At 61.6% G+C, this 19,912-nt stretch carries 15 protein-coding genes; 9 read left to right on the top strand and 6 right to left on the bottom strand.

Annotated elements, in window-relative coordinates; translation table 11 throughout:
* Positions 1–129: 129 nt before the first annotated feature.
* Positions 130–1,524 carry a class II fumarate hydratase gene (locus J3P90_RS17945; protein ID WP_030141034.1) on the bottom strand — a complete coding sequence of 465 codons (1,395 nt, stop codon included), beginning with the start codon at positions 1,522–1,524 and terminating at the stop codon, positions 130–132.
* Between the two features lie 202 nt (positions 1,525–1,726).
* Here J3P90_RS17945 and J3P90_RS17940 point away from each other — a divergent pair, with 202 nt between their 5' ends.
* From J3P90_RS17940 to J3P90_RS17910, 7 genes are all read left to right on the top strand, one after another.
* On the top strand, positions 1,727–2,248 hold the full coding sequence (locus J3P90_RS17940) for a DUF2059 domain-containing protein (RefSeq protein ID WP_420767909.1): 522 nt from the start codon (positions 1,727–1,729) through the stop codon (positions 2,246–2,248).
* 13 nt (positions 2,249–2,261) lie between these two features.
* On the top strand, positions 2,262–2,561 hold the full coding sequence (locus tag J3P90_RS17935) for a BolA family protein (RefSeq protein WP_434675156.1): 300 nt from the start codon (positions 2,262–2,264) through the stop codon (positions 2,559–2,561).
* 263 nt (positions 2,562–2,824) lie between these two features.
* Complete coding sequence (locus J3P90_RS17930) at positions 2,825–3,766, top strand: rhodanese-related sulfurtransferase (protein ID WP_420767907.1); 942 nt, start codon at positions 2,825–2,827, stop codon at positions 3,764–3,766.
* Positions 3,767–3,802: 36 nt separating this feature from the next.
* Positions 3,803–4,405 carry a DsbA family protein gene (locus J3P90_RS17925; RefSeq protein ID WP_420767913.1) on the top strand — a complete coding sequence of 201 codons (603 nt, stop codon included), beginning with the start codon at positions 3,803–3,805 and terminating at the stop codon, positions 4,403–4,405.
* On the top strand, positions 4,398–6,227 hold the full coding sequence (locus J3P90_RS17920; RefSeq protein ID WP_434563050.1) for an ABC transporter ATP-binding protein: 1,830 nt from the start codon (positions 4,398–4,400) through the stop codon (positions 6,225–6,227). Before J3P90_RS17925 ends, J3P90_RS17920 begins: the two co-directional genes overlap by 8 nt.
* A 190-nt stretch (positions 6,228–6,417) precedes the next feature.
* Positions 6,418–8,877 carry an EAL domain-containing protein gene (locus J3P90_RS17915; protein WP_434563052.1) on the top strand — a complete coding sequence of 820 codons (2,460 nt, stop codon included), beginning with the start codon at positions 6,418–6,420 and terminating at the stop codon, positions 8,875–8,877.
* A 79-nt stretch (positions 8,878–8,956) separates the two neighbouring features.
* Positions 8,957–9,727, top strand: a complete 771-nt coding sequence (locus tag J3P90_RS17910) for a TenA family transcriptional regulator (protein WP_420767904.1) — start codon at positions 8,957–8,959, stop codon at positions 9,725–9,727.
* An 872-nt stretch (positions 9,728–10,599) separates the two neighbouring features.
* Here the strand turns inward: J3P90_RS17910 and J3P90_RS17905 are convergent.
* The 5 genes from J3P90_RS17905 to J3P90_RS17885 all read right to left on the bottom strand — a co-directional run bounded on the left by J3P90_RS17905 (position 10,600) and on the right by J3P90_RS17885 (position 15,558).
* Positions 10,600–11,526 (bottom strand): GGDEF domain-containing protein, encoded by a 927-nt coding sequence (locus J3P90_RS17905; RefSeq protein WP_420767781.1) that lies wholly within the window; start codon positions 11,524–11,526, stop codon positions 10,600–10,602.
* A gap of 359 nt (positions 11,527–11,885) precedes the next feature.
* On the bottom strand, positions 11,886–12,626 hold the full coding sequence (locus J3P90_RS17900) for a YciK family oxidoreductase (protein ID WP_434610331.1): 741 nt from the start codon (positions 12,624–12,626) through the stop codon (positions 11,886–11,888).
* A gap of 164 nt (positions 12,627–12,790) precedes the next feature.
* Complete coding sequence (gene mupP, locus J3P90_RS17895; RefSeq protein WP_420767783.1) at positions 12,791–13,462, bottom strand: N-acetylmuramic acid 6-phosphate phosphatase MupP; 672 nt, start codon at positions 13,460–13,462, stop codon at positions 12,791–12,793.
* A 4-nt stretch (positions 13,463–13,466) separates the two neighbouring features.
* Positions 13,467–14,165 (bottom strand): bifunctional 2-polyprenyl-6-hydroxyphenol methylase/3-demethylubiquinol 3-O-methyltransferase UbiG, encoded by a 699-nt coding sequence (gene ubiG / locus J3P90_RS17890; RefSeq protein ID WP_434675155.1) that lies wholly within the window; start codon positions 14,163–14,165, stop codon positions 13,467–13,469.
* A gap of 61 nt (positions 14,166–14,226) precedes the next feature.
* Positions 14,227–15,558 (bottom strand): TRZ/ATZ family hydrolase, encoded by a 1,332-nt coding sequence (locus J3P90_RS17885; RefSeq protein WP_434675154.1) that lies wholly within the window; start codon positions 15,556–15,558, stop codon positions 14,227–14,229.
* A gap of 105 nt (positions 15,559–15,663) precedes the next feature.
* On the opposite strand from J3P90_RS17885, the gene mtnA reads away from it, so the two are divergent.
* Together mtnA and gyrA are read left to right on the top strand one after the other, a co-directional pair.
* Positions 15,664–16,740, top strand: coding sequence for an S-methyl-5-thioribose-1-phosphate isomerase (gene mtnA, locus J3P90_RS17880; protein WP_434675153.1), 1,077 nt, complete (start codon positions 15,664–15,666; stop codon positions 16,738–16,740).
* Between the two features lie 421 nt (positions 16,741–17,161).
* The gene (gene gyrA / locus J3P90_RS17875; RefSeq protein WP_434675152.1) at positions 17,162–19,825 is read left to right on the top strand and encodes a DNA gyrase subunit A; all 2,664 of its coding nucleotides are present in this window, start codon (positions 17,162–17,164) and stop codon (positions 19,823–19,825) included.
* The last annotated feature ends 87 nt before the right edge of the window (positions 19,826–19,912 follow it).

Below are 19,912 nucleotides of genomic sequence, written 5' to 3'. Positions count from 1 at the left end.
CGAGCCTGCTGGCGCCATCGCGAGCAGGCTCGCTCCCACATGGGTTCGTCTGTGGACTCGACATCAAGGCCCACACCGGCCCCTGTGGGAGCGAGCCTGCTCGCGATGGCGGCCTTCAGGACAACAAACTCAACCCTGCCCACCGGCCTCCAGCATGTTCTCCGGCCGGACCCAGGCCTCGAACTCCTCATCGGTCAGGTACCCCAGCTGCAACGCGGCCTCCCGCAGGGTCAGCCCCTCGCTGTAGGCTTTCTTGGCGATTTCCGCCGACTTGTCGTAGCCGATGTGCGGGTTCAGCGCCGTCACCAGCATCAATCCGCGTTCCAGGTGCGCCGCCATCTGCTCGGCATCCGGTTCGAGGCCGGCGATGCAATGCTGTTGGAAGTTGCTGCAGCCATCGGCCAGCAGGCGGATCGATTGCAGCAGGTTGTGGATGATCACCGGCTTGAACACGTTCAGCTGCAAGTGACCCTGGCTGGCGGCGAAACCGATGGCCACGTCGTTGCCCAGGACTTGGCAGGCGAGCATCGACAAGGCTTCGCACTGGGTCGGGTTGACCTTGCCAGGCATGATGGAACTGCCCGGCTCGTTGGCCGGCAATTTCACCTCGGCAAACCCCGCTCGCGGCCCGGAACCCAGCAGGCGAAGGTCGTTGGCGATTTTCATCAGGGTCACGGCCAGGGTCTTCAGCGCGCCGGACAATGTGGTCAGCGGCTCATGGCCCGCCAGCGCAGCGAACTTGTTCGGCGCGGTAACGAAGGGCAAGCCGGACAACGCCGCCAACTCAGCGGCAATCGCTTCGCCAAAACCATGGGGGGAATTGAGCCCTGTGCCCACCGCCGTGCCGCCCTGGGCCAGCTCGCAGACGGCCGGCAAGGCGGCGCGGATCGCTCGTTCGGCATAATCGAGTTGGGCGATGAACGCGGACAGTTCCTGGCCGAACGTGATCGGCGTGGCGTCCATCATGTGGGTACGGCCGGTCTTGACCAGCTTCATATGGCGCGCCGCCAGTTCCGCGAGACCACCCGACAACTCGCTGATGGCCGGCAGCAATTGCTGGTAGACGGCTTGGGCGGCGGCGATGTGCATCGCGGTGGGGAAGCAGTCGTTGGAACTCTGGGAACGGTTGACGTGGTCGTTGGGGTGAACCGGGCTCTTGCCGCCTCGCGGGTTGCCCGCCAGCTCATTGGCGCGCCCGGCGATGACCTCGTTGACGTTCATGTTGCTCTGGGTCCCGCTGCCGGTCTGCCAGACCACCAGAGGAAACTGGTCGTCATGCTGGCCGGCCAGCACCTCGTCGGCGGCCTGCTCGATCAGGCGGGCGATGTCGGCGGGCAGGTCACCGTTGCGGTCGTTGACCCGCGCGGCGGCTTTTTTGACCAGCGCCAAAGCGTGCAACACCGACAGCGGCATGCGTTCGTTGCCGATGGCAAAGTTGATCATGGAGCGCTGTGTCTGTGCGCCCCAATAGGCTTCATCCGGGACTTCAACCTGGCCAAGGCTGTCGGTTTCAATACGGCTCATCGGGTCAAACTCCTGTAGGTCTGAATGCGCAGTTTAGGCCCTGGTGGGCGCCAGCGGTTCCCTCAATCACCCCTCAATCTAGGAGCGCGCGGTTCTGTCCGTCAATCGGCCCCGCCAAGGGTCGGGGTTGAGCCCCGGCGTTTATTAGGCGCAGAATGGTCGCCCTTGGGGTTTTACCTCGCCTGTTAGAAAAGGAAACTCGATGACCCGTCTTCGTGCCATCTGTACCGCCGTTGCTCTGGTGTGTGCCAGCGGCCCTGTCTTCGCCGATACCGCCAGCCACAACGCCAGTGCCGAAGCGTTCCTGACCCTGGCGCATGCCGACAAGCTGGGTACCCCCGTCTACATGCAAGTACAGCAGATGTTTGCCCAGCGCTTCGAGCAGACCAAAGCTCCCGAGTCGAAAAAGGCCACGCTGGAAACCTACCAGGCCAAGGCCAATGCCGCGCTGGACCAGGCCATCGGCTGGAACAAGCTCAAGCCGGACATGGTCAAGCTCTACACCAGCAACTTCAGCGAATCGGAGCTCAAGGAACTTGTGTCCTTCTATCAGTCTCCCCTGGGCAAGAAAGTCCTGGAAAAAATGCCCCAGCTGACCCAGCAATCGGCGCAACTGACCCAGGCCAAGCTGGAAAGCGCGGTGCCGGTGGTCAACAAGCTGCTGGCGGACATGACCGCCGAGCTCGAGCCGAAAGCCGCTGCCCCGGCCAAGAAAAAGCCATAAGCGGAGCCCTGGCATGAGCATGCAACAACGCATTGAATCGACCCTTGGGCTTCTGCAGCCCGAGCACTTGCAAGTGCTGGACGAAAGCCACATGCACAGCCGTGGGTTGCAGACCCACTTCAAGGCGGTCGTGGTCAGCCGACAGTTCGAGGGGCTCAATCGGGTCAAGCGTCACCAGATGGTCTACGGCACGCTGGGCGAATTGATGGGCGAATTCCATGCACTGGCGCTGCACACCTACACGCCGCAAGAATGGGCCGAGATCGACGCGGCCCCGGCTTCGCCGACCTGTGCCGGAGGCAGCAAGCACTGATTGTCATGGGTGAAGTAGCTTGTTGTGGCGAGGGGATTCATCCCCGCTGGCCTGCGAAGCAGGCCCATCCGGAAGGAAGCCTGGCGCCTGCTTCGCAGCCGAGCGGGGATAAATCCCCTCGCCACAGGGCAGTGTCCGGCCTTGCAATTGCAGCCCTGCAATACATATGTTTTTGCTAGAATCCGCACCGCGCCGCTTACCCGGCGCGTTTTTTTTCGCATCCGGTTCACCCTTTGCGAGGGTAGCCACCTGGAGAAATACCCATGACACCACCCATTGTCGTGGCGGCACTGTATAAGTTCGTCACCCTGGAAGATTACGTCGAGCTGCGCGAGCCCCTGCTCAAGGCGATGCTCGACAACGGCATCAAAGGCACGTTGTTGATCGCCGAGGAAGGCATCAATGGCACCGTTTCCGGCACCCGCGAAGGGATTGACGGATTGATGGCCTGGCTCAAGAACGACCCGCGCATGGATGATATCGACCACAAGGAGTCGTACTGCGACGAGCAGCCGTTCTACCGCACCAAGGTCAAGCTCAAGAAAGAAATCGTCACCCTCGGCGTCGACGGCGTGGACCCGAACAAGCAGGTTGGCACCTATGTCGAGCCGCAAGACTGGAACGCCTTGATCAGCGATCCGGAAGTCCTGCTGATCGACACGCGCAATGACTACGAAGTGGCCATCGGCACCTTCGAAGGCGCCATCGATCCCAAGACCACCAGCTTCCGAGAGTTCCCCGACTACATCAAAGCCCACTTCGACCCAACCCGGCACAAGAAAGTGGCGATGTTCTGCACCGGTGGCATTCGTTGTGAAAAAGCGTCGAGCTATATGCTTGGCCAAGGTTTCGACGAGGTCTATCACCTCAAGGGCGGCATCCTGAAATACCTTGAAGAGGTGCCCCAGGAAGAAACCAAATGGCGCGGCGACTGCTTTGTATTCGATAACCGCGTGACCGTGCGCCACGATCTCAGCGAAGGCGACTACGATCAATGTCATGCATGCCGTACGCCGGTGAGCGTTGAAGATCGCGCCTCCGAGCACTACGTGCCCGGGATCAGTTGCCCGCACTGCTGGGACAAGCTGAGCGAGAAGACCCGCCGCAGCGCCATCGACCGGCAAAAGCAGATCGAACTGGCCAAGGCCCGCAACATGCCGCACCCGATCGGCTACAACTACAAGCAAACACCTTCCGAGGCTTGAGCCATGGCGTCGCGCCTGCTGTATGTGATGGACCCGATGTGTTCCTGGTGCTGGGGCTTCGCGCCGGTGGCCGAGGCGTTGGCCGAGCAGGCGCAGGCCGCGGGCGTGGAATTGCACCTGGTGGTGGGCGGCTTGCGCACTGGCAGCGGTTCGGCCTTGGAGCCGACGACTCGGCGCTACATCTTGGAACACTGGCAGGCGGTCACCCAGGCCACCGGCCAGCCGTTCAAGCTCGAGGGTGCGCTACCGGACGGTTTTGTCTATGACACCGAGCCCGCTTGCCGCGCGCTGGTGACGGCCCGCAGCCTGGCGCCGGACATGGCCTGGACGCTGATGAAGCTGATCCAGCAGGCTTTTTATGCGCAGGGTCGCGACGTGACTCACGCCAGCGTCCTGGTGGAACTGGCGGAGCAGGCCGGGCTGCCTCGCATCGAGTTTGCCGCCGCCTTCGATCGCGCCGATCAGCATGCCGCCACGGCCGCTGATTTCACTTGGGTACAAGACCTGGGCATCGCCGGGTTCCCCACGCTGCTGGCCGAACGGGACGGCCAATTGGCCTTGCTGACCAACGGCTACCAACCTTTGGATCAGTTGGCCCCGCTGCTGGGCCGCTGGTTGGAGCGCGCGGCCTGTGCCTGACCTGCCCGGTGATGGCGTATCCGCCACGCGGCGCATCGATCGGTTGAGCTGGGCGGAAATCCGTCGCCTGGCCCTCAAGCACAAGAAAGCCCTGTGGATCGCCAACGGCGTTGCCGTGCTGGCGACGCTGTGCAGCGTACCAATCCCGTTGTTGCTGCCGTTACTGGTGGACGAAGTCCTGCTGGGTCACGGCGACGCGGCATTGAAGGTCATGAATCATGCGCTGCCGGCGGCCTGGCAGAGTGCGGCCGGCTACATTGGGTTGATGCTGCTCGTGACGTTGGCACTGCGTTGCGGCGCATTGCTGTTCAACGTCTTGCAGGCCCGTTTATTCGCCAGCCTGGCCAAGGACATCGTCTATCGCATCCGTATCCGGCTGATTGAACGCCTCAAACGCATTTCCCTCGGCGAATACGAAAGCCTGGGCAGCGGCACCGTGACCACCCATCTGGTCACCGACCTGGACACTCTCGACAAGTTCGTCGGCGAAACCCTCAGCCGGTTCCTGGTGGCCATGCTGACCCTGGTGGGCACCGCCGGGATCCTGATGTGGATGCACTGGAAGCTGGCGCTGCTGATCCTGTTGTTCAATCCGTTGGTGATCTACGCCACGGTGCAGCTGGGCAAGCGGGTCAAGCACCTGAAGAAGCTGGAAAACGACAGCACCTCGCGTTTCACCCAGGCGCTGACTGAAACCCTGGATGCCATCCAGGAAGTACGCGCCGGTAACCGCCAGGGATTTTTCCTCGGACGATTGGGGATGCGTGCCCGGGATGTCCGGGACTACGCGGTGAATTCACAATGGAAAACCGACGCCTCGAACCGTGCCAGTGGCCTGCTGTTCCAGTTCGGCATCGACATTTTCCGCGCCGCGGCCATGCTCACCGTGTTGTTTTCGGACCTGTCCGTGGGCCAGATGCTCGCGGTGTTCAGCTACTTGTGGTTCATGATTGGCCCAGTCGAGCAACTGCTGAACCTGCAATACGCCTATTACGCGGCGTCCGGCGCCTTGAATCGCATCAACGAATTGCTGGCCCGCGCCGATGAGCCTCAGTACGACGGTGGCGTCGACCCATTCAAAGGGCGGGACACGGTAGGCATCGACATTCAGGGGCTCAGTTTTGGCTACGGCGAGGAGCGGGTGCTCGATCAGATGAACCTGTCCATCTCGCCGGGGGAAAAGGTCGCAATCGTCGGGGCCAGCGGTGGCGGAAAAAGCACCCTGGTGCAACTGCTGTTGGGGCTCTATACGCCACAGGCCGGCAGTATTCGGTTCGGGGGCGCGAGCCAACAGGAAATCGGCCTGGAAACCATCCGGGAAAATGTCGCGGTGGTGCTTCAGCACCCGGCGCTGTTCAACGACACGGTGCGGGCCAATTTGTCCATGGGTCGCGACTGCAGCGATGAGGATTGCTGGCGAGCACTGGCGATCGCCCAGCTCGAATCGACAGTGCGGGCGCTGCCCATGGGGCTGGAGAGTGTCGTGGGTCGATCCGGGGTGAGGTTGTCGGGCGGGCAGCGTCAGCGACTGGCGATTGCGCGCATGGTCCTGGCCGATCCCCGGGTGGTGATTCTCGATGAAGCCACATCGGCGCTGGACGCCGCCACCGAATATAACCTGCACCAGGCATTGGCGAAGTTCCTGCACGGGCGCACCACCTTGATCATCGCCCACCGATTATCGGCGGTGAAACAGGCCGACCGGGTATTGGTATTCGACGGCGGGCAAATCGCCGAAGACGGCGACCATCTGCAACTGATTGCCGAGGGTGGTTTGTACGCTCGACTCTATGGTCACTTGCAACAAATACAGCGACCTTGAGTTTCCTTTGCTTTTCTGTGCTTAGTATCGGAAAAAAATCAGCCAGAGCCCCCGATTCGTCCGAATCTCCACCCCAAGCCAAGCGATCCCGTGATCCATTCGTTCGAAGGATCGAAAACTAGCCTAGGCTGTGGAATCTGGAGCGGAATTCTCGCGGGTGCTCATTGGCAATGCTTGTGCAAGGGACCTCATGAAGCAAAAGCGGACTCTCGGAACGCCACGATTGTTGGGCATTGTCTGGCCCTTTATTGCCGTTGTGCTATTTCAAGCATTGCTTGGCGGCGTCAGCCTGTATGTCTTGTCTGCGGTACGCGGATATGTGGCGGGGGAAAGTCTTTGGTCCAAGGGCCAGAAAGACGCCATTTATTACCTGAATTTGTATGCCGACAGCCGTGACGAATCGATTTTCCGCAAATACCAACAGGCCATCGCCGTGCCTGAGGGCGGCCATGACCTTCGCGTGGCCCTCGACCGCCAACCGCCGGACCTGGAAGCGGCGCGGGCCGGGATCCTCCAGGGCGGGAACCATCCGGACGACGTTTCCAGCCTGATCTGGCTGTACCTCAACTTTCGCCACTTCAGTTATCTGGAAGAAGCCATCGACCTCTGGACAGTGGGCGATGGCTACCTCACCGAGCTGGATAATGTCGCGCGACAAATGCATCGCAGCATCACGGCGGGGGAGGCGACGGAAAACGACGTGCGAGGCTGGAAAGCGCAGATTTTCGCGATCAACGATTCGGTGACGCCGGCCGCCAAGGCTTTCAGCGATGCGCTGGGCGAGGGGTCGCGGTTCATCCTGCGCCTGTTGCTCGTGACCAACTTCGCCACTGCCCTGGGGCTGATCGTGCTGGCGCTGTTGCGCACGCATAAATTGCTGGCCCAGCGACAAGTCTTCGCCAACGCGCTGCAGTTAGAGAAGGAGCGGGCGCAGATCACCCTGCAATCGATCGGCGACGGGGTGATCACCACCGACGTTGAAGGCGCCATTGCCTACATGAACCCCGCGGCCGAAGCGATGACGCACTGGAAAGCCGAGCATGCGGCGGGGCTGCCCCTGGCGGCGCTGTTCAATCTGCTCGACGACAATGCCCAGACCGAGGGGCTGACATTGATCGAGCATATCCTCAGCGGGCGGCTTGGCGGCGGCAGCGAACATTCCAAGCTGATCCAGAGGCTGGACGGCAGCACCGTGTCGGTCACGCTGGTCGGTGCGCCGATCCGCCACGCGGGCAAGGTCAGCGGCGCGGTGCTGGTGTTGCACGACATGACCCAGGAGCGGCAGTACATCGCCAACCTGTCCTGGCAGGCCACGCACGATGCATTGACCGGCCTGGCGAACCGTCGCGAATTCGAATACCGCCTCGAACAGGCCCTGCATAACCTCACTCGGCAAGTGGGCCGCCACGCCTTGATGTTTCTCGACCTGGATCAGTTCAAGCTGGTCAACGACACGTGCGGTCATGCCGCGGGTGACGAGTTGCTGCGCCATATTTGCGCGCTGCTGCAATCGGGGTTGCGGGAAAACGATACATTGGCCCGGCTGGGCGGGGATGAGTTCGGCATCTTGTTGGAAAACTGTTCGCCGGACGCGGCGGAAAAAATTGCCGAAGGTCTGCGCCAGACCGTACAGAACCTGCATTTTGTATGGAAAGGTCGGCCATTCGTGACCACCGTGAGCATTGGCCTCGTGCACATCGCCCAGAGTCCGACCACGCTGGAGGCGTCCCTGCGGGCCGCGGACATGGCGTGCTACATGGCCAAGGAAAAAGGGCGCAACCGGGTCCAGGTCTACCATGCCGACGATTCGGAACTGTCCCTGCGTTTCGGCGAGATGGCCTGGGTCCAGCGCCTGCATATGGCCCTGGAAGAAAATCGCTTCTGTCTCTACGCCCAGGAAATTGCCGCATTGGGTCCCGGTGACCATGGCGGCGGTCACATTGAAATCCTGTTGCGCCTGCATGACGAGGCGGGCCGGATGATCCTGCCGGACAGTTTCATCCCGGCGGCGGAACGTTATGGCCTGATGACTTCGCTGGACCGTTGGGTAGTGGAGAATGTTTTCAGGATCATTCGCCAGTGCCTGAACGAATCAAGGCGGGGTCCGTTGGCAATGTGTGCGATTAATCTGTCAGGCACGACTATAGGAGATCAGGCATTCCTGGACTTCCTGCGTAAACAGTTTGAGACGTACGCCATCCCACCAGAAATGATTTGTTTTGAAATTACCGAGACCAGTGCAATTTCCAATCTGGGCAGTGCGATCCGCTTTATCAATGAACTCAAAGGCTTGGGTTGTTACTTTTCCCTGGATGACTTTTGTGCCGGAATGTCTTCATTCGCTTACTTGAAACATTTACCTGTAGACTTCCTGAAGATCGATGGGAGTTTCGTAAAGGATATGCTGGACGACCCAATTAACCGGGCAATGGTCGAAGTGATCAATCATATCGGCCACGTCATGGGTAAGCGTACGATTGCCGAGTTCGTAGAAACGGTACAGATCGAACAGGCATTGCTTGAGATTGGCGTGGATTACGCTCAGGGGTATGTTATCGAGCGTCCACAAATGTTTACCTGTGACACATTGCAGTGCAGGCCGGCCAGGCCCCAGCCGTTGTTATTCAAGGCCCCCGGCACGTTCCGCTGAAACTCTTGTTGGTCCGCAAAAAATCACAATCAAAAGGAGCCCGACAGTGATCGACACATTCAACCGAACAGGCCCGCTCATGGACGCTAGTAGCTATCCGAAATGGGCACAGCAGCTCATTACAGATTGCAGCGAGAGCAAGCGCCGGGTTGTCGAACACGAGCTGTATCAACGCATGCGTGACAACAAGCTCAGCGCCAAGACCATGCGCCACTACCTCATTGGTGGTTGGCCGGTCGTTGAACAGTTCGCTTTATACATGGCACAGAATCTCACCAAGACCCGCTTTGCCCGCCACCCTGGCGAGGACATGGCGCGTCGCTGGCTGATGCGCAACATTCGTGTCGAACTCAATCACGCCGACTACTGGGTGAACTGGAGCGCCGCCCATGGTGTGACGCTCGAGGATCTCCAGGCACAGCAGGTGCCGCCCGAGCTGCACGCACTGAGCCATTGGTGCTGGCACACCAGCTCGGCGGACTCGCTGATCGTGGCGATCGCGGCGACCAACTACGCCATCGAGGGCGCGACCGGGGAATGGTCGGCGCTGGTCTGCTCCAATGGCGTCTACGCATCGGCCTTCGCCGAGGAAGACCGCAAGCGGGCCATGAAATGGCTGAAGATGCATGCCCAGTATGACGATGCCCACCCTTGGGAAGCGCTGGAAATCATCTGCACACTGGCGGGCATGAACCCGAGCAAGGCGCTGCAGGTGGAGCTGCGGCAGGCCGTTTGCAAGAGCTACGACTACATGTATCTGTTCCTGGAACGATGCATGCAGCTGGAGCAATCGGGCGTAGCCGAGAAGACCCCGCCCAGCCGCGAGCGCCTGGCGTTGGCGGGTAGCTGACACCCGATAGCTTGACCCTCCTGTGGGAGCGGGCTTGCTCGCGAAAGCGGTCTGAACCGTCAACCTTGTGTTGAATGTTCCGGCCCCTTCGCGAGCAAGCTCGCTCCCACAATGGTTTTGTGGGGATCGAAAATCTGATGTACACCGCCAATCCCCTGTGGGAGCGACCTTGCTCGCGATGGCGGGCTGGCAGTTAACCTTGCGTTGGCAGACCCGGCCCCTTCGCGAGCAGGCTCGCTCCCACAGTGGCTTTGTGGTGAGTGAAGATCTTATGTACACCGCCAATCCCCTGTGGGAGCGAGCTTGCTCGCGATGGCGGGCTGGCAGTTAACCGTTGGCAGGCCCGGCCCCTTCGCGAGCAGGCTCGCTCCCACAGTGGCTTTGTGGTGAGTGAAGATCTTATGTACGCCGCCAATCCCTTGTGGGAGCCTGCTCGCGATGGCGGTCTGGCAGTTAACCTTGCGTTGACAGGCCCGGCCCCTTCGCGAGCAGGCTCGCTCCCACAGTGGTTTTGTGGTGAGTGAAGATCTTATGTACACCGCCAATCCCTTGTGGGAGCGAGCTTGCTCGCGATGGCGGTCTGGCAGTTAACCTGAGTTGGCAGGCCCGGCCCGTTCGCGAGCAGGCTCGCTCCCACAGTGGTTTTGTGGTGAGTGAAGATCTTATGTACACCGCCAATCCCCTGTGGGAGCGAGCTTGCTCGCGATGGCGGTCTGGCAGTTAATCTTGTATTGGCAGACCCGGCCCCTTCGCGAGCAGGCTCGCTCCCACAGTGGTTTTGTGGTGAGTGAAGATCTTATGTACACCGCCAATCCCCTGTGGGAGCGAGCCTGCTCGCGATGGCGGTGTGTCGGCGTCGAGCAGATGGGGCTTCAGCCCGCCATCGTCAACCGGTTTCTGCCCTCGCGCTTGGCTACATACAGCGCACTGTCGGCTCGGCGCAAGAGGCTTTCGGCCGACTCGCCCGGCAGCAATGTCGCGCAGCCGAGGCTGACGGTCAGTTCAATCCTCGTCCCGCCGGCGAAATAATCCTGGGTCTGGGCGGCATAACGCAGCCGTTCGCCGACCATGGCCGCGGCATCCCGGCTGGTGTTGGCCAGCAGGATCAGGAACTCTTCCCCGCCAAACCGGAACACCATGTCGACATTGCGCAGATGGCTCTTGATCGAGTCAGCGACGGCCCTGAGCACTTCATCGCCGACACCATGCCCATGGGTGTCGTTGATCCGCTTGAAATGATCGATGTCCAGCATCAACAGCGACAGTGGCTGCATGTGGCGCCGGGCCATGTCGATCTCACGTTCCAGCGTCTGGTCCATCGCGATGCGGTTGCCGGTGCCGGTCAGCGGATCGCGTAGGGCGCTTTGGGTGGCGGCGCGGTAGAGCAAGGCGTTGCGCAGCGGAAAAAACAGCGAAGACAGTGTCGATTCCAGATCGCTCTGTTCCGACTCGGTAAAGCGCTGATTGCGGCGGAACACCAGCTCACCCAGATGTTCGCCCTCATGGCTGAGGTTGTAGCTGAGGTTGTGGTGTCCGCGTTGGCCGAATTCCATACGCAGGTCGCTGGGCTTGTGCTGATACGCCAGCGCGTCCAAGGGCACCAGCCGTTGCACTTCGCGGAAGAACAAGCCAAGGATCCGTTGCGGTTCCAGGCTGGTCTGCAACTGTTGACCAAGTTGTTGGCGCAGCTGGGACAGGCTGACGGGCCGCGCCACGAGTGGAGACGGCTGGGCCAGGCCCAGGCGCTGCAACTTGGCGCTATCAAAGTCGATCGCGTTGGTCTGTGTGGGCGTTTTCATATGGCGTGAGCCCCTGAACTTTATCGATCCTGACCGGCGGGGGTGAGGTGGCCCTAGGCTACGCGTCGTACTGATCCATCAGTCCCGAAGGACACTGAGTTGAGTTTAGTCCGCTTTATCTGGCAGGCATAAACCCTTCGCAATGTTCGCTACTCGCCGGACACGGCGTGTTTAAAAGGGTTAGAGCGAAACTCGTGCCATTCAGTTCACCTTGATAAAAACCACTATTGAATCAAGGCGTTGATGACTGACGGTGGTCGTAATGCGAGCAAGCGGCGGCAACGGCTTGGCGTTTCGGTTGGGTGGCGCATCGAGGAAGGGTGCGTCGCGACGGTAAACCGCCGCGACGCGGATGGCTGTCACTGCGCGTTGAGCGCCTGGCCATTGACGCCCTGGCTGTCAGGTCCCATGAGGTACAGGTAGACCGGCATGATTTCTTCGGGTGTCGGATTGTTGAGCGGATTTTCTCCCGGGTAGGCCTGGGCCCGCATGCTGGTGCGGGTGGCGCCGGGATTGATGCTGTTGGAACGCACTGGCGCTACGGTGTCGACTTCGTCAGCGAGAGTTTGCATCAGCCCCTCGGTGGCGAACTTGGACACGCCATAAGCGCCCCAATACGCCCGGCCTTTGCGTCCGACGCTGCTGGAAGTGAACACCACGGAGGCATCCCTGGACAATTTGAGCAGCGGCAACAACGTGCTGGTGAGCATGAACATGGCGTTGACGTTCACTTGCATCACGCGCATGAAATTCTCGCCGGAAAGCTGCTCCAGCGGCGTGCGCGGACCAATGATCGAGGCGTTGTGCAGCAGCCCGTCGAGGTGACCGAACTCGGCCTCGATCATGGCGGCCAGCTCATCGTATTGATGGGGCAGGGCAGTTTCGAGGTTGAAGGGAATCACCGCTGGTTGCGGATGGCCGGCCGCTTCGATTTCGTCATAGACCTGGGTCAGGTTGGCCTCGGTCTTGCCCAGCAACAGCACGGTGGCGCCATGGGCGGCATAAGCCTTGGCGGCAGCGGCGCCGATCCCGCGGCCGGCGCCGGTGACGAGAATGATGCGGCCTTCGAGCAGGTCGGGGCGGGCGGAGTAATCAAACATAAAGAAACCTCAACAATTGAAAGCTGCGCGGAACCTGCGGCAAGTGAGCTGTTGTGGCGAGGGAGCTCGCTCCCGCTCGGTGACGCAGTCGCCGCCGGTTGACTCAGGGACCGCTTCCCGGTCCAGCGGGAGCAAGCTCCCTCGCCACAAGAGCGGGCCTCAGATCAGCAACTGCACAACGCGTTATCCAGCACTTCACGCAGGGCCAGGGGATGGTCGATCACCACATCCGCGCCCCAGTGCTTGGGATTGTCGTCTGGATGGATATAGCCATAAGTGACCGCACAGGTCTTGGTGCCAGCGCCGCGGCCCGACTCGATATCGCGTAGGTCATCACCCACGAACAGCACGCTGGCCGGATCCAGGTCGAGCATCTTGCAGGCCAGGGTCAACGGTTCGGGATCCGGCTTGCTGTTTTTCACATGGTCGGGGCAGATCAACACTTTCGAGCGCTCGGCCAGGCCCAGCTGCTGCATGATCGGCTCGGCAAAACGTACCGGTTTGTTGGTGACCACGCCCCAGATAAGGTTGGCCGCCTCGATGTCGGCCAGCACTTCGGCCATGCCGTCGAACAGGTGACTGTGAACCGCGCACCCTTTGAGGTAACGGTCGAGGAATTCCTGGCGCAGTTCTTCGAAGCCCGGCGATTCGGGGTCCATCGAGAACGTCGCCGCGACCATCGCCCGGGCACCGCCGGAAATTTCGTCGCGGATGTGCTGGGTGTTCATCGGCGGCAAGCCACGGTCGGCGCGCATGGCCTGGCAGATGGCGATGAAGTCGGGCGCGGTGTCGAGCAGCGTGCCGTCCATGTCGAAGAGAACCGCTTTGAGACGCATCGACTTATTCCTCGCGCAGGGTCTGGATCATGTAGTTGACGTCAACGTCGGCGGCCAGCTTGTAGTGCTTGGTCAGCGGGTTGTAGGTCAGGCCGATGATGTCCTTGACGGTCAACCCGGCCATGCGGCTCCAGGCGCCGAGCTCGGAAGGACGGATGAATTTCTTGAAGTCGTGGGTGCCACGCGGCAGCAGCTTCATGATGTATTCGGCGCCGATGATGGCAAACAGGTAGGCCTTCGGGTTGCGGTTGATCGTGGAGAAGAACACCTGGCCGCCGGGCTTGACCATCTGGAAGCAGGCGTGGATGACCGACGAAGGGTCCGGCACGTGCTCGAGCATCTCCAGGCAGGTGACCACGTCGAACTGGCCGGGCATTTCCTCGGCCAGGGCTTCGGCGGTGATCTGCCGATATTCCACGCTGACGCCGGACTCAAGCTGATGCAATTGCGCAACCGCCAGCGGCGCCTCGCCCATGTCGATGCCCATGACAGTGGCGCCACGCAGGGCCATGGCTTCGCTGAGGATGCCGCCGCCACAACCGACGTCGAGGACTTTCTTGCCCGCGAGGCTGACGCGCTCGTCGATCCAGTTGACCCGCAGCGGGTTGATGTCGTGCAGCGGTTTGAATTCGCTCTCGCGGTCCCACCAGCGATGGGCCAGGGCTTCGAACTTGGCGATTTCGGCGTGGTCGACGTTGCTCATGTGAAGATCCTCGAAAAACTTGAAAAATCAGTGACCCCCGAGCCTTGGCTCAAAGGGCGTGCTATTCGTCCTGGCCGCTCACCCGCCGGCCCCAGGCCTGGGCCGTGGCAGTCAGTTGCGACTCGTCCATGCGAGTCAGGCGACCTTCCTCCAGCAATTGTTTTCCGGCCACCCACAGGTGTTTGACGCAATGCCGGCCCGTGGCGTAGATCAACTGCGAAACCGGGTCGTAGATCGGTTGTTGCGCCAGCCCGGACAGGTCGAAGGCCACCAGGTCGGCGGCCTTGCCGACTTCCAGTGAACCGACCGTCGCTTCGATGCCCAGTGCCCGGGCGCCGTTGAGCGTGGCCATGCGCAGCGCACGGTGGGCGTCCAGGGCGGTGGCCGAGCCCGCAACGGCCTTCGCCAGCAGGGCGGCGGTGCGGGTTTCGCCCAGCAGGTCCAGGTCATTGTTGCTCGCCGCACCGTCGGTGCCGACCGCGACGTTGACGCCAGCCTGCCACAGGCGCTCCACCGGGCAGAAGCCGCTGGCCAGCTTCAGATTGGACTCCGGACAATGGATCACGCTGCAGTTGTGTTCTACCAGCAGGGCCTGGTCCTCGTCGCTGACCTGGGTCATGTGCACCGCCTGGAAGCGTGGCCCCAACAGGCCAAGCCGCGCCAGTCGGGCCATCGGCCGCTCGCCGGTATTATCCACAGCCTGCTGCACTTCGAAGGCGGTTTCGTGAACATGCATGTGGATGGCCGCGTCCAGTTCTTCGGCGATCACCCGGATCTTCTCCAGGTTGTCGTCGCCCACGGTGTATGGCGCATGCGGGCCGAATGCGACTTTGATCCTCGGGTGGTGCTTGAGGTCGCCGAATAATTCGATGCCCTGACGAATGGCGTCGTCGGCGTTGGCGGCGCCGGGGATCGGAAAGTCGAGAATGGGAATGGCTATTTGCGCGCGGATGCCGCTGTTATGGACGCGGTCGCTGGCGACCTTGGGGTAGAAGTACATGTCCGAAAAGCAGGTGATGCCGCCCTGGATCTGCTCGGCGATCGCCAGGTCGGTGCCGTCGCGGACGAAATCCTCATCGACCCATTTGCCCTCGGCGGGCCAGATGTGCTGTTCGAGCCAGGTCATCAGCGGCAGGTCATCGGCCAGGCCGCGGAACAGCGTCATCGCCGCGTGACCGTGGGCGTTGACCAGGCCCGGGCTGAGCAGCATGCCGGGCAATTCGCGGACTTCAGCGGCGTCGCACCTCATGGCTTCGGCCCGTGGCCCGATGAACACGATGCAACCGTCGCGAATGCCCAGGCCATGATCCTTGAGCACGACACCGGCGGGTTCGACAGGCACCAACCAGGTCGGCAGCAATAATAAGTCGAGCGCAACGGCAGGCTTGGGCATCGTGGAACGGTTCCATGAGTTATAAAGGAGGCGAAGTATACCCGAGCGTCTTCGCGGAGGGATCGCTATAATCGGCGGCTTTTGTTTCTGAGTGCGGGGTGAAGGATGCGCAATCGACTGTTGGCTGCGGAGAAGGTGAAGGCCATCGATTGGCGTGATGGCGCTCTTTATCTGCTCGATCAGCGTGTTTTACCGTTCGAGGAGAACTGGATCGGCTACACCAGTGCGGCCGGCGTGGCCGAGGCCATCCGTTCGATGGTAGTGCGCGGCGCGCCGGCCATCGGCATCAGTGCCGCCTATGGCGTGGTGCTGGCGGCGCGGGCGCGGTTGGCCGAGGGCGGTGACTGGCAAGATGCGCTGGAAGCGGATTTCGCCTTGCTGGCCGATTCCCGGCCGACGGCGGTCAATCTGTTCTGGGCGCTTGACCGCATGCGCGACCGCTTGGCGCGCCTCAAAGAGCATGCCGATCCACTGGCGGCCCTGGAGGCCGAAGCCATGGCGATCCACGAAAGCGATCGGGAGGCCAACCTGACCATGGCCCAGCTCGGCGTCGACCTGATTCGCAAGCATCAGGGCAACGCCCAGGCCATCCTGACCCACTGCAACACCGGCGCCCTTGCCACCGGCGGCTTCGGTACCGCGCTCGGGGTGATTCGCGGTGCATTCCTTGAAGGCATGGTCGAGCGGGTCTACGCCGACGAAACCCGCCCATGGCTTCAGGGTTCGCGGTTGACCGCGTGGGAACTGGCGAACGAAGGCATTCCGGTGACCCTCAACGCCGACTCCGCTGCCGCCCACATCATGAAGACCAAAGGTGTGACCTGGGTGATCGTCGGCGCCGACCGCATCACCGCCAATGGCGACGTGGCGAACAAGATCGGCACCTATCAATTGGCAGTCTGCGCCATGCACCACGGTGTGCGCTTCATGGTGGTGGCGCCGAGCTCGACCATCGACATGAACCTGGCCAGCGGTGAAGACATTCCCATCGAAGAGCGTGACGGCCGCGAATTGCTGGAAGTTGGCGGCAATCGGGTCGGGGCCGATGCCGACGCCTTCAATCCGGTTTTCGACGTGACCCCGGCAGACCTGATCGACGCTATCGTGACGGAGAAAGGCATTGTTGAGCGGCCAGATGCGGCGAAGATGGCCCAACTGATGTGTCGCAAGCGGTTGCACTAAGGGCTTCGGCGCCTGAGCTGGCCCCATCGCGAGCAGGCTCGCTCCCACATTGGATGGCGTACGTTGCCCTGTGGGAGCGAGCCTGCTCGCGATGGGGCCGGCAAAGCCTGAAAAAACAGCCAAATCCGGCCACCAATCGCCATTCCCAGCGCCTCTGAGCTTCTCTCGTCCCTTTTCAGCCTGTCATCGGTCAACTAACTACGCACCATGCGCATCTGGGGGATAGGTGCGTGGCGGCTCTTGTGATAACATCCGGCGGTTTCCAAGGCTGCCTCGCGAGGTGGCCTTTACTGCGCAGATCCATGGCATAACTCGTTGATTTGTCGTAAGTCGCTGCTCGGCATTTGTCCTGCAGCGGCGAGCTTCGTTCGTCCCATCTGGACGTGACGAGGTTTCACCAGAAAAAGGAATCAGGCTTCTCATGGGCGAACTGGCCAAAGAAATCCTCCCGGTCAATATCGAAGACGAGCTGAAACAGTCCTACCTCGACTACGCAATGAGCGTGATCGTCGGGCGGGCGCTGCCGGATGCGCGCGATGGCTTGAAGCCCGTGCACCGGCGCGTGCTGTTCGCGATGAGCGAGCTGGGCAACGACTTCAACAAGCCGTACAAGAAATCCGCCCGTGTCGTCGGCGACGTGATCGGTAAGTATCACCCCCACGGCGACACTGCCGTGTACGACACCATCGTGCGGATGGCGCAGCCGTTCTCCCTGCGCTACCTGCTGGTGGATGGCCAGGGCAACTTCGGTTCGGTGGACGGCGACAACGCCGCGGCCATGCGATACACCGAAGTGCGCATGACCAAGCTGGCCCACGAGCTGCTGGCCGACCTGCACAAGGAAACCGTGGACTGGGTGCCGAACTACGACGGCACCGAGATGATCCCGGCGGTCATGCCGACCCGTATCCCGAACCTGCTCGTCAACGGCTCCAGCGGTATCGCCGTGGGCATGGCGACCAACATCCCGCCGCACAACCTCGGCGAAGTCATCGACGGTTGCCTGGCCCTCATCGACAACCCGGAACTGTCCGTCGATGAGCTGATGCAGTACATCCCCGGCCCGGATTTCCCGACCGCCGCGATCATCAACGGTCGCGCCGGCATCATCGAGGCCTATCGCACCGGTCGTGGCCGCATCTACATGCGCGCCCGTTCCACCGTCGAGGACATCGACAAGGTCGGCGGTCGCCAGCAGATCGTCATCACCGAACTGCCGTACCAACTGAACAAGGCTCGCCTGATCGAGAAGATCGCCGAGCTGGTGAAAGAGAAGAAACTCGAAGGCATCACCGAACTGCGTGACGAGTCCGACAAGGACGGCATGCGCGTCGTGATCGAGCTGCGCCGTGGCGAAGTGCCCGAGGTGATCCTCAACAACCTATACGCCCAGACCCAGCTGCAAAGCGTGTTCGGCATCAACATCGTCGCGTTGATCGACGGCCGACCGCGGATCCTGAACCTCAAGGACCTGCTGGAAGCCTTCGTCCGTCACCGCCGCGAAGTGGTTACCCGCCGTACCGTGTTCGAGCTGCGCAAGGCGCGCGAGCGCGGCCATATCCTCGAAGGCCAGGCCGTTGCCCTGTCGAACATCGACCCGGTGATCGCCTTGATCAAGGCCTCGCCAACGCCGTCGGAAGCCAAGGAAGCGCTGGTCAGCACCCCTTGGGAATCCAGTGCTGTAGTGGCGATGGTCGAACGCGCCGGTGCCGATTCGTGCCGTCCGGAAAACCTAGATCCGCAATACGGCCTGCGCGAAGGCAAGTACTTCCTGTCCCCGGAGCAGGCGCAAGCCATCCTGGAACTGCGCCTGCACCGCCTGACCGGTCTGGAGCACGAGAAGCTGCTGGCCGAATACCAGGAAATCCTCAACCAGATCGGCGAGCTGATCCGCATCCTCAACAGCGCCACGCGCCTGATGGAAGTGATCCGCGAAGAACTGGAAGTGATCCGCGCCGAATACGGCGACGTGCGCCGCACCGAAATCCTCGATGCGCGCCTGGACCTGACCCTGGGGGACATGATCCCGGAAGAAGAGCGCGTGGTGACCATTTCCCACGGAGGCTATGCCAAGACCCAACCGTTGGCCGCCTACCAGGCCCAGCGTCGTGGCGGCAAAGGCAAATCTGCTACCGGCGTCAAGGACGAGGACTACATCGCACACCTGCTGGTCGCCAACAGCCACACTACGCTGCTGCTGTTCTCCAGCAAGGGCAAGGTGTACTGGCTCAAGACCTACGAAATTCCCGAAGCATCCCGCGCTGCCCGTGGTCGTCCGCTGGTCAACCTGTTGCCGCTGGACGACGGTGAATACATCACCACCATGCTGCCGGTGGAGGAATACACCGAAGGTCACTACATCTTCATGGCAACCGCCAATGGCACCGTGAAGAAGACCCCGCTGGAATCCTTCAGCCGCCAGCGCAGCGTCGGCCTGATCGCCCTGGAGCTGGACGAGGGCGACGTGCTGATTTCCGCCGCCATCACCGACGGCGAACGCGAAGTCATGCTGTTCTCCGACGGCGGCAAGGTCACGCGCTTCAAGGAATCCGATGTCCGCGCCATGGGCCGTACCGCCCGTGGTGTGCGCGGCATGCGTCTGCCGGAAGGGCAAAAGCTGATTTCCATGCTGATCCCCGAAGAAGGCAGCCAGATCCTCACCGCATCCGAGCGTGGCTACGGCAAGCGTACCGCCATCAGCGAGTTCCCCGAGTACAAGCGTGGCGGCCAGGGCGTGATCGCCATGGTCAGCAACGAGCGTAACGGTCGCCTGGTTGGCGCGGTCCAGGTGCTCGACGGCGAGGAGATCATGCTGATTTCCGACCAAGGCACGTTGGTGCGTACGCGGGTCGACGAAGTCTCCAGCCTGGGTCGTAACACCCAGGGCGTGACGCTGATCAAGCTGGCCAAAGACGAAAAACTGGTCGGCCTTGAGCGCGTCCAGGAGCCTTCGGAAGTCGAAGGCGAAGAGCTGGAAGGCGAGGACGGCGTGGCGTTCGATGGCGCCCTCGGTGCCGATATTGACGACGTCGTCGGCGACCAACCGCTCGATGCTGCCGCAGACGAAGAAGAGCCGCAGGACTAAGCGAGCACGCAGGGGGCGGATGAAAATTCGCCCCCTTGTTGTTTGTTCCGTTTGAAAATTTGCGACACTGCGCAATCCCTATGGGGA

The organism is Pseudomonas sp. D3-10, from assembly GCF_051132175.1.
In the GTDB taxonomy this organism is placed as follows: domain Bacteria; phylum Pseudomonadota; class Gammaproteobacteria; order Pseudomonadales; family Pseudomonadaceae; genus Aquipseudomonas.
Note: the sequence above shows the minus strand (reverse complement) of the source record. Positions and strands in the feature narration are given on the sequence as shown.

Coding starts and splice junctions, on each gene's coding strand:
- mtnA (WP_434675153.1), top strand. CDS start 15,664: ATGCGCAATCGACTGTTGGCTGCGGAGAAGGTGAAGGCCATCGATTGG.
- J3P90_RS17935 (WP_434675156.1), top strand. CDS start 2,262: ATGAGCATGCAACAACGCATTGAATCGACCCTTGGGCTTCTGCAGCCC.
- J3P90_RS17900 (WP_434610331.1), bottom strand. CDS start 12,626: ATGTTTGATTACTCCGCCCGCCCCGACCTGCTCGAAGGCCGCATCATT.
- J3P90_RS17915 (WP_434563052.1), top strand. CDS start 6,418: ATGAAGCAAAAGCGGACTCTCGGAACGCCACGATTGTTGGGCATTGTC.
- J3P90_RS17925 (WP_420767913.1), top strand. CDS start 3,803: ATGTGTTCCTGGTGCTGGGGCTTCGCGCCGGTGGCCGAGGCGTTGGCC.
- J3P90_RS17940 (WP_420767909.1), top strand. CDS start 1,727: ATGACCCGTCTTCGTGCCATCTGTACCGCCGTTGCTCTGGTGTGTGCC.
- J3P90_RS17910 (WP_420767904.1), top strand. CDS start 8,957: ATGGACGCTAGTAGCTATCCGAAATGGGCACAGCAGCTCATTACAGAT.
- gyrA (WP_434675152.1), top strand. CDS start 17,162: ATGGGCGAACTGGCCAAAGAAATCCTCCCGGTCAATATCGAAGACGAG.
- J3P90_RS17930 (WP_420767907.1), top strand. CDS start 2,825: ATGACACCACCCATTGTCGTGGCGGCACTGTATAAGTTCGTCACCCTG.
- J3P90_RS17945 (WP_030141034.1), bottom strand. CDS start 1,524: ATGAGCCGTATTGAAACCGACAGCCTTGGCCAGGTTGAAGTCCCGGAT.
- ubiG (WP_434675155.1), bottom strand. CDS start 14,165: ATGAGCAACGTCGACCACGCCGAAATCGCCAAGTTCGAAGCCCTGGCC.
- J3P90_RS17885 (WP_434675154.1), bottom strand. CDS start 15,558: ATGCCCAAGCCTGCCGTTGCGCTCGACTTATTATTGCTGCCGACCTGG.
- mupP (WP_420767783.1), bottom strand. CDS start 13,462: ATGCGTCTCAAAGCGGTTCTCTTCGACATGGACGGCACGCTGCTCGAC.
- J3P90_RS17905 (WP_420767781.1), bottom strand. CDS start 11,526: ATGAAAACGCCCACACAGACCAACGCGATCGACTTTGATAGCGCCAAG.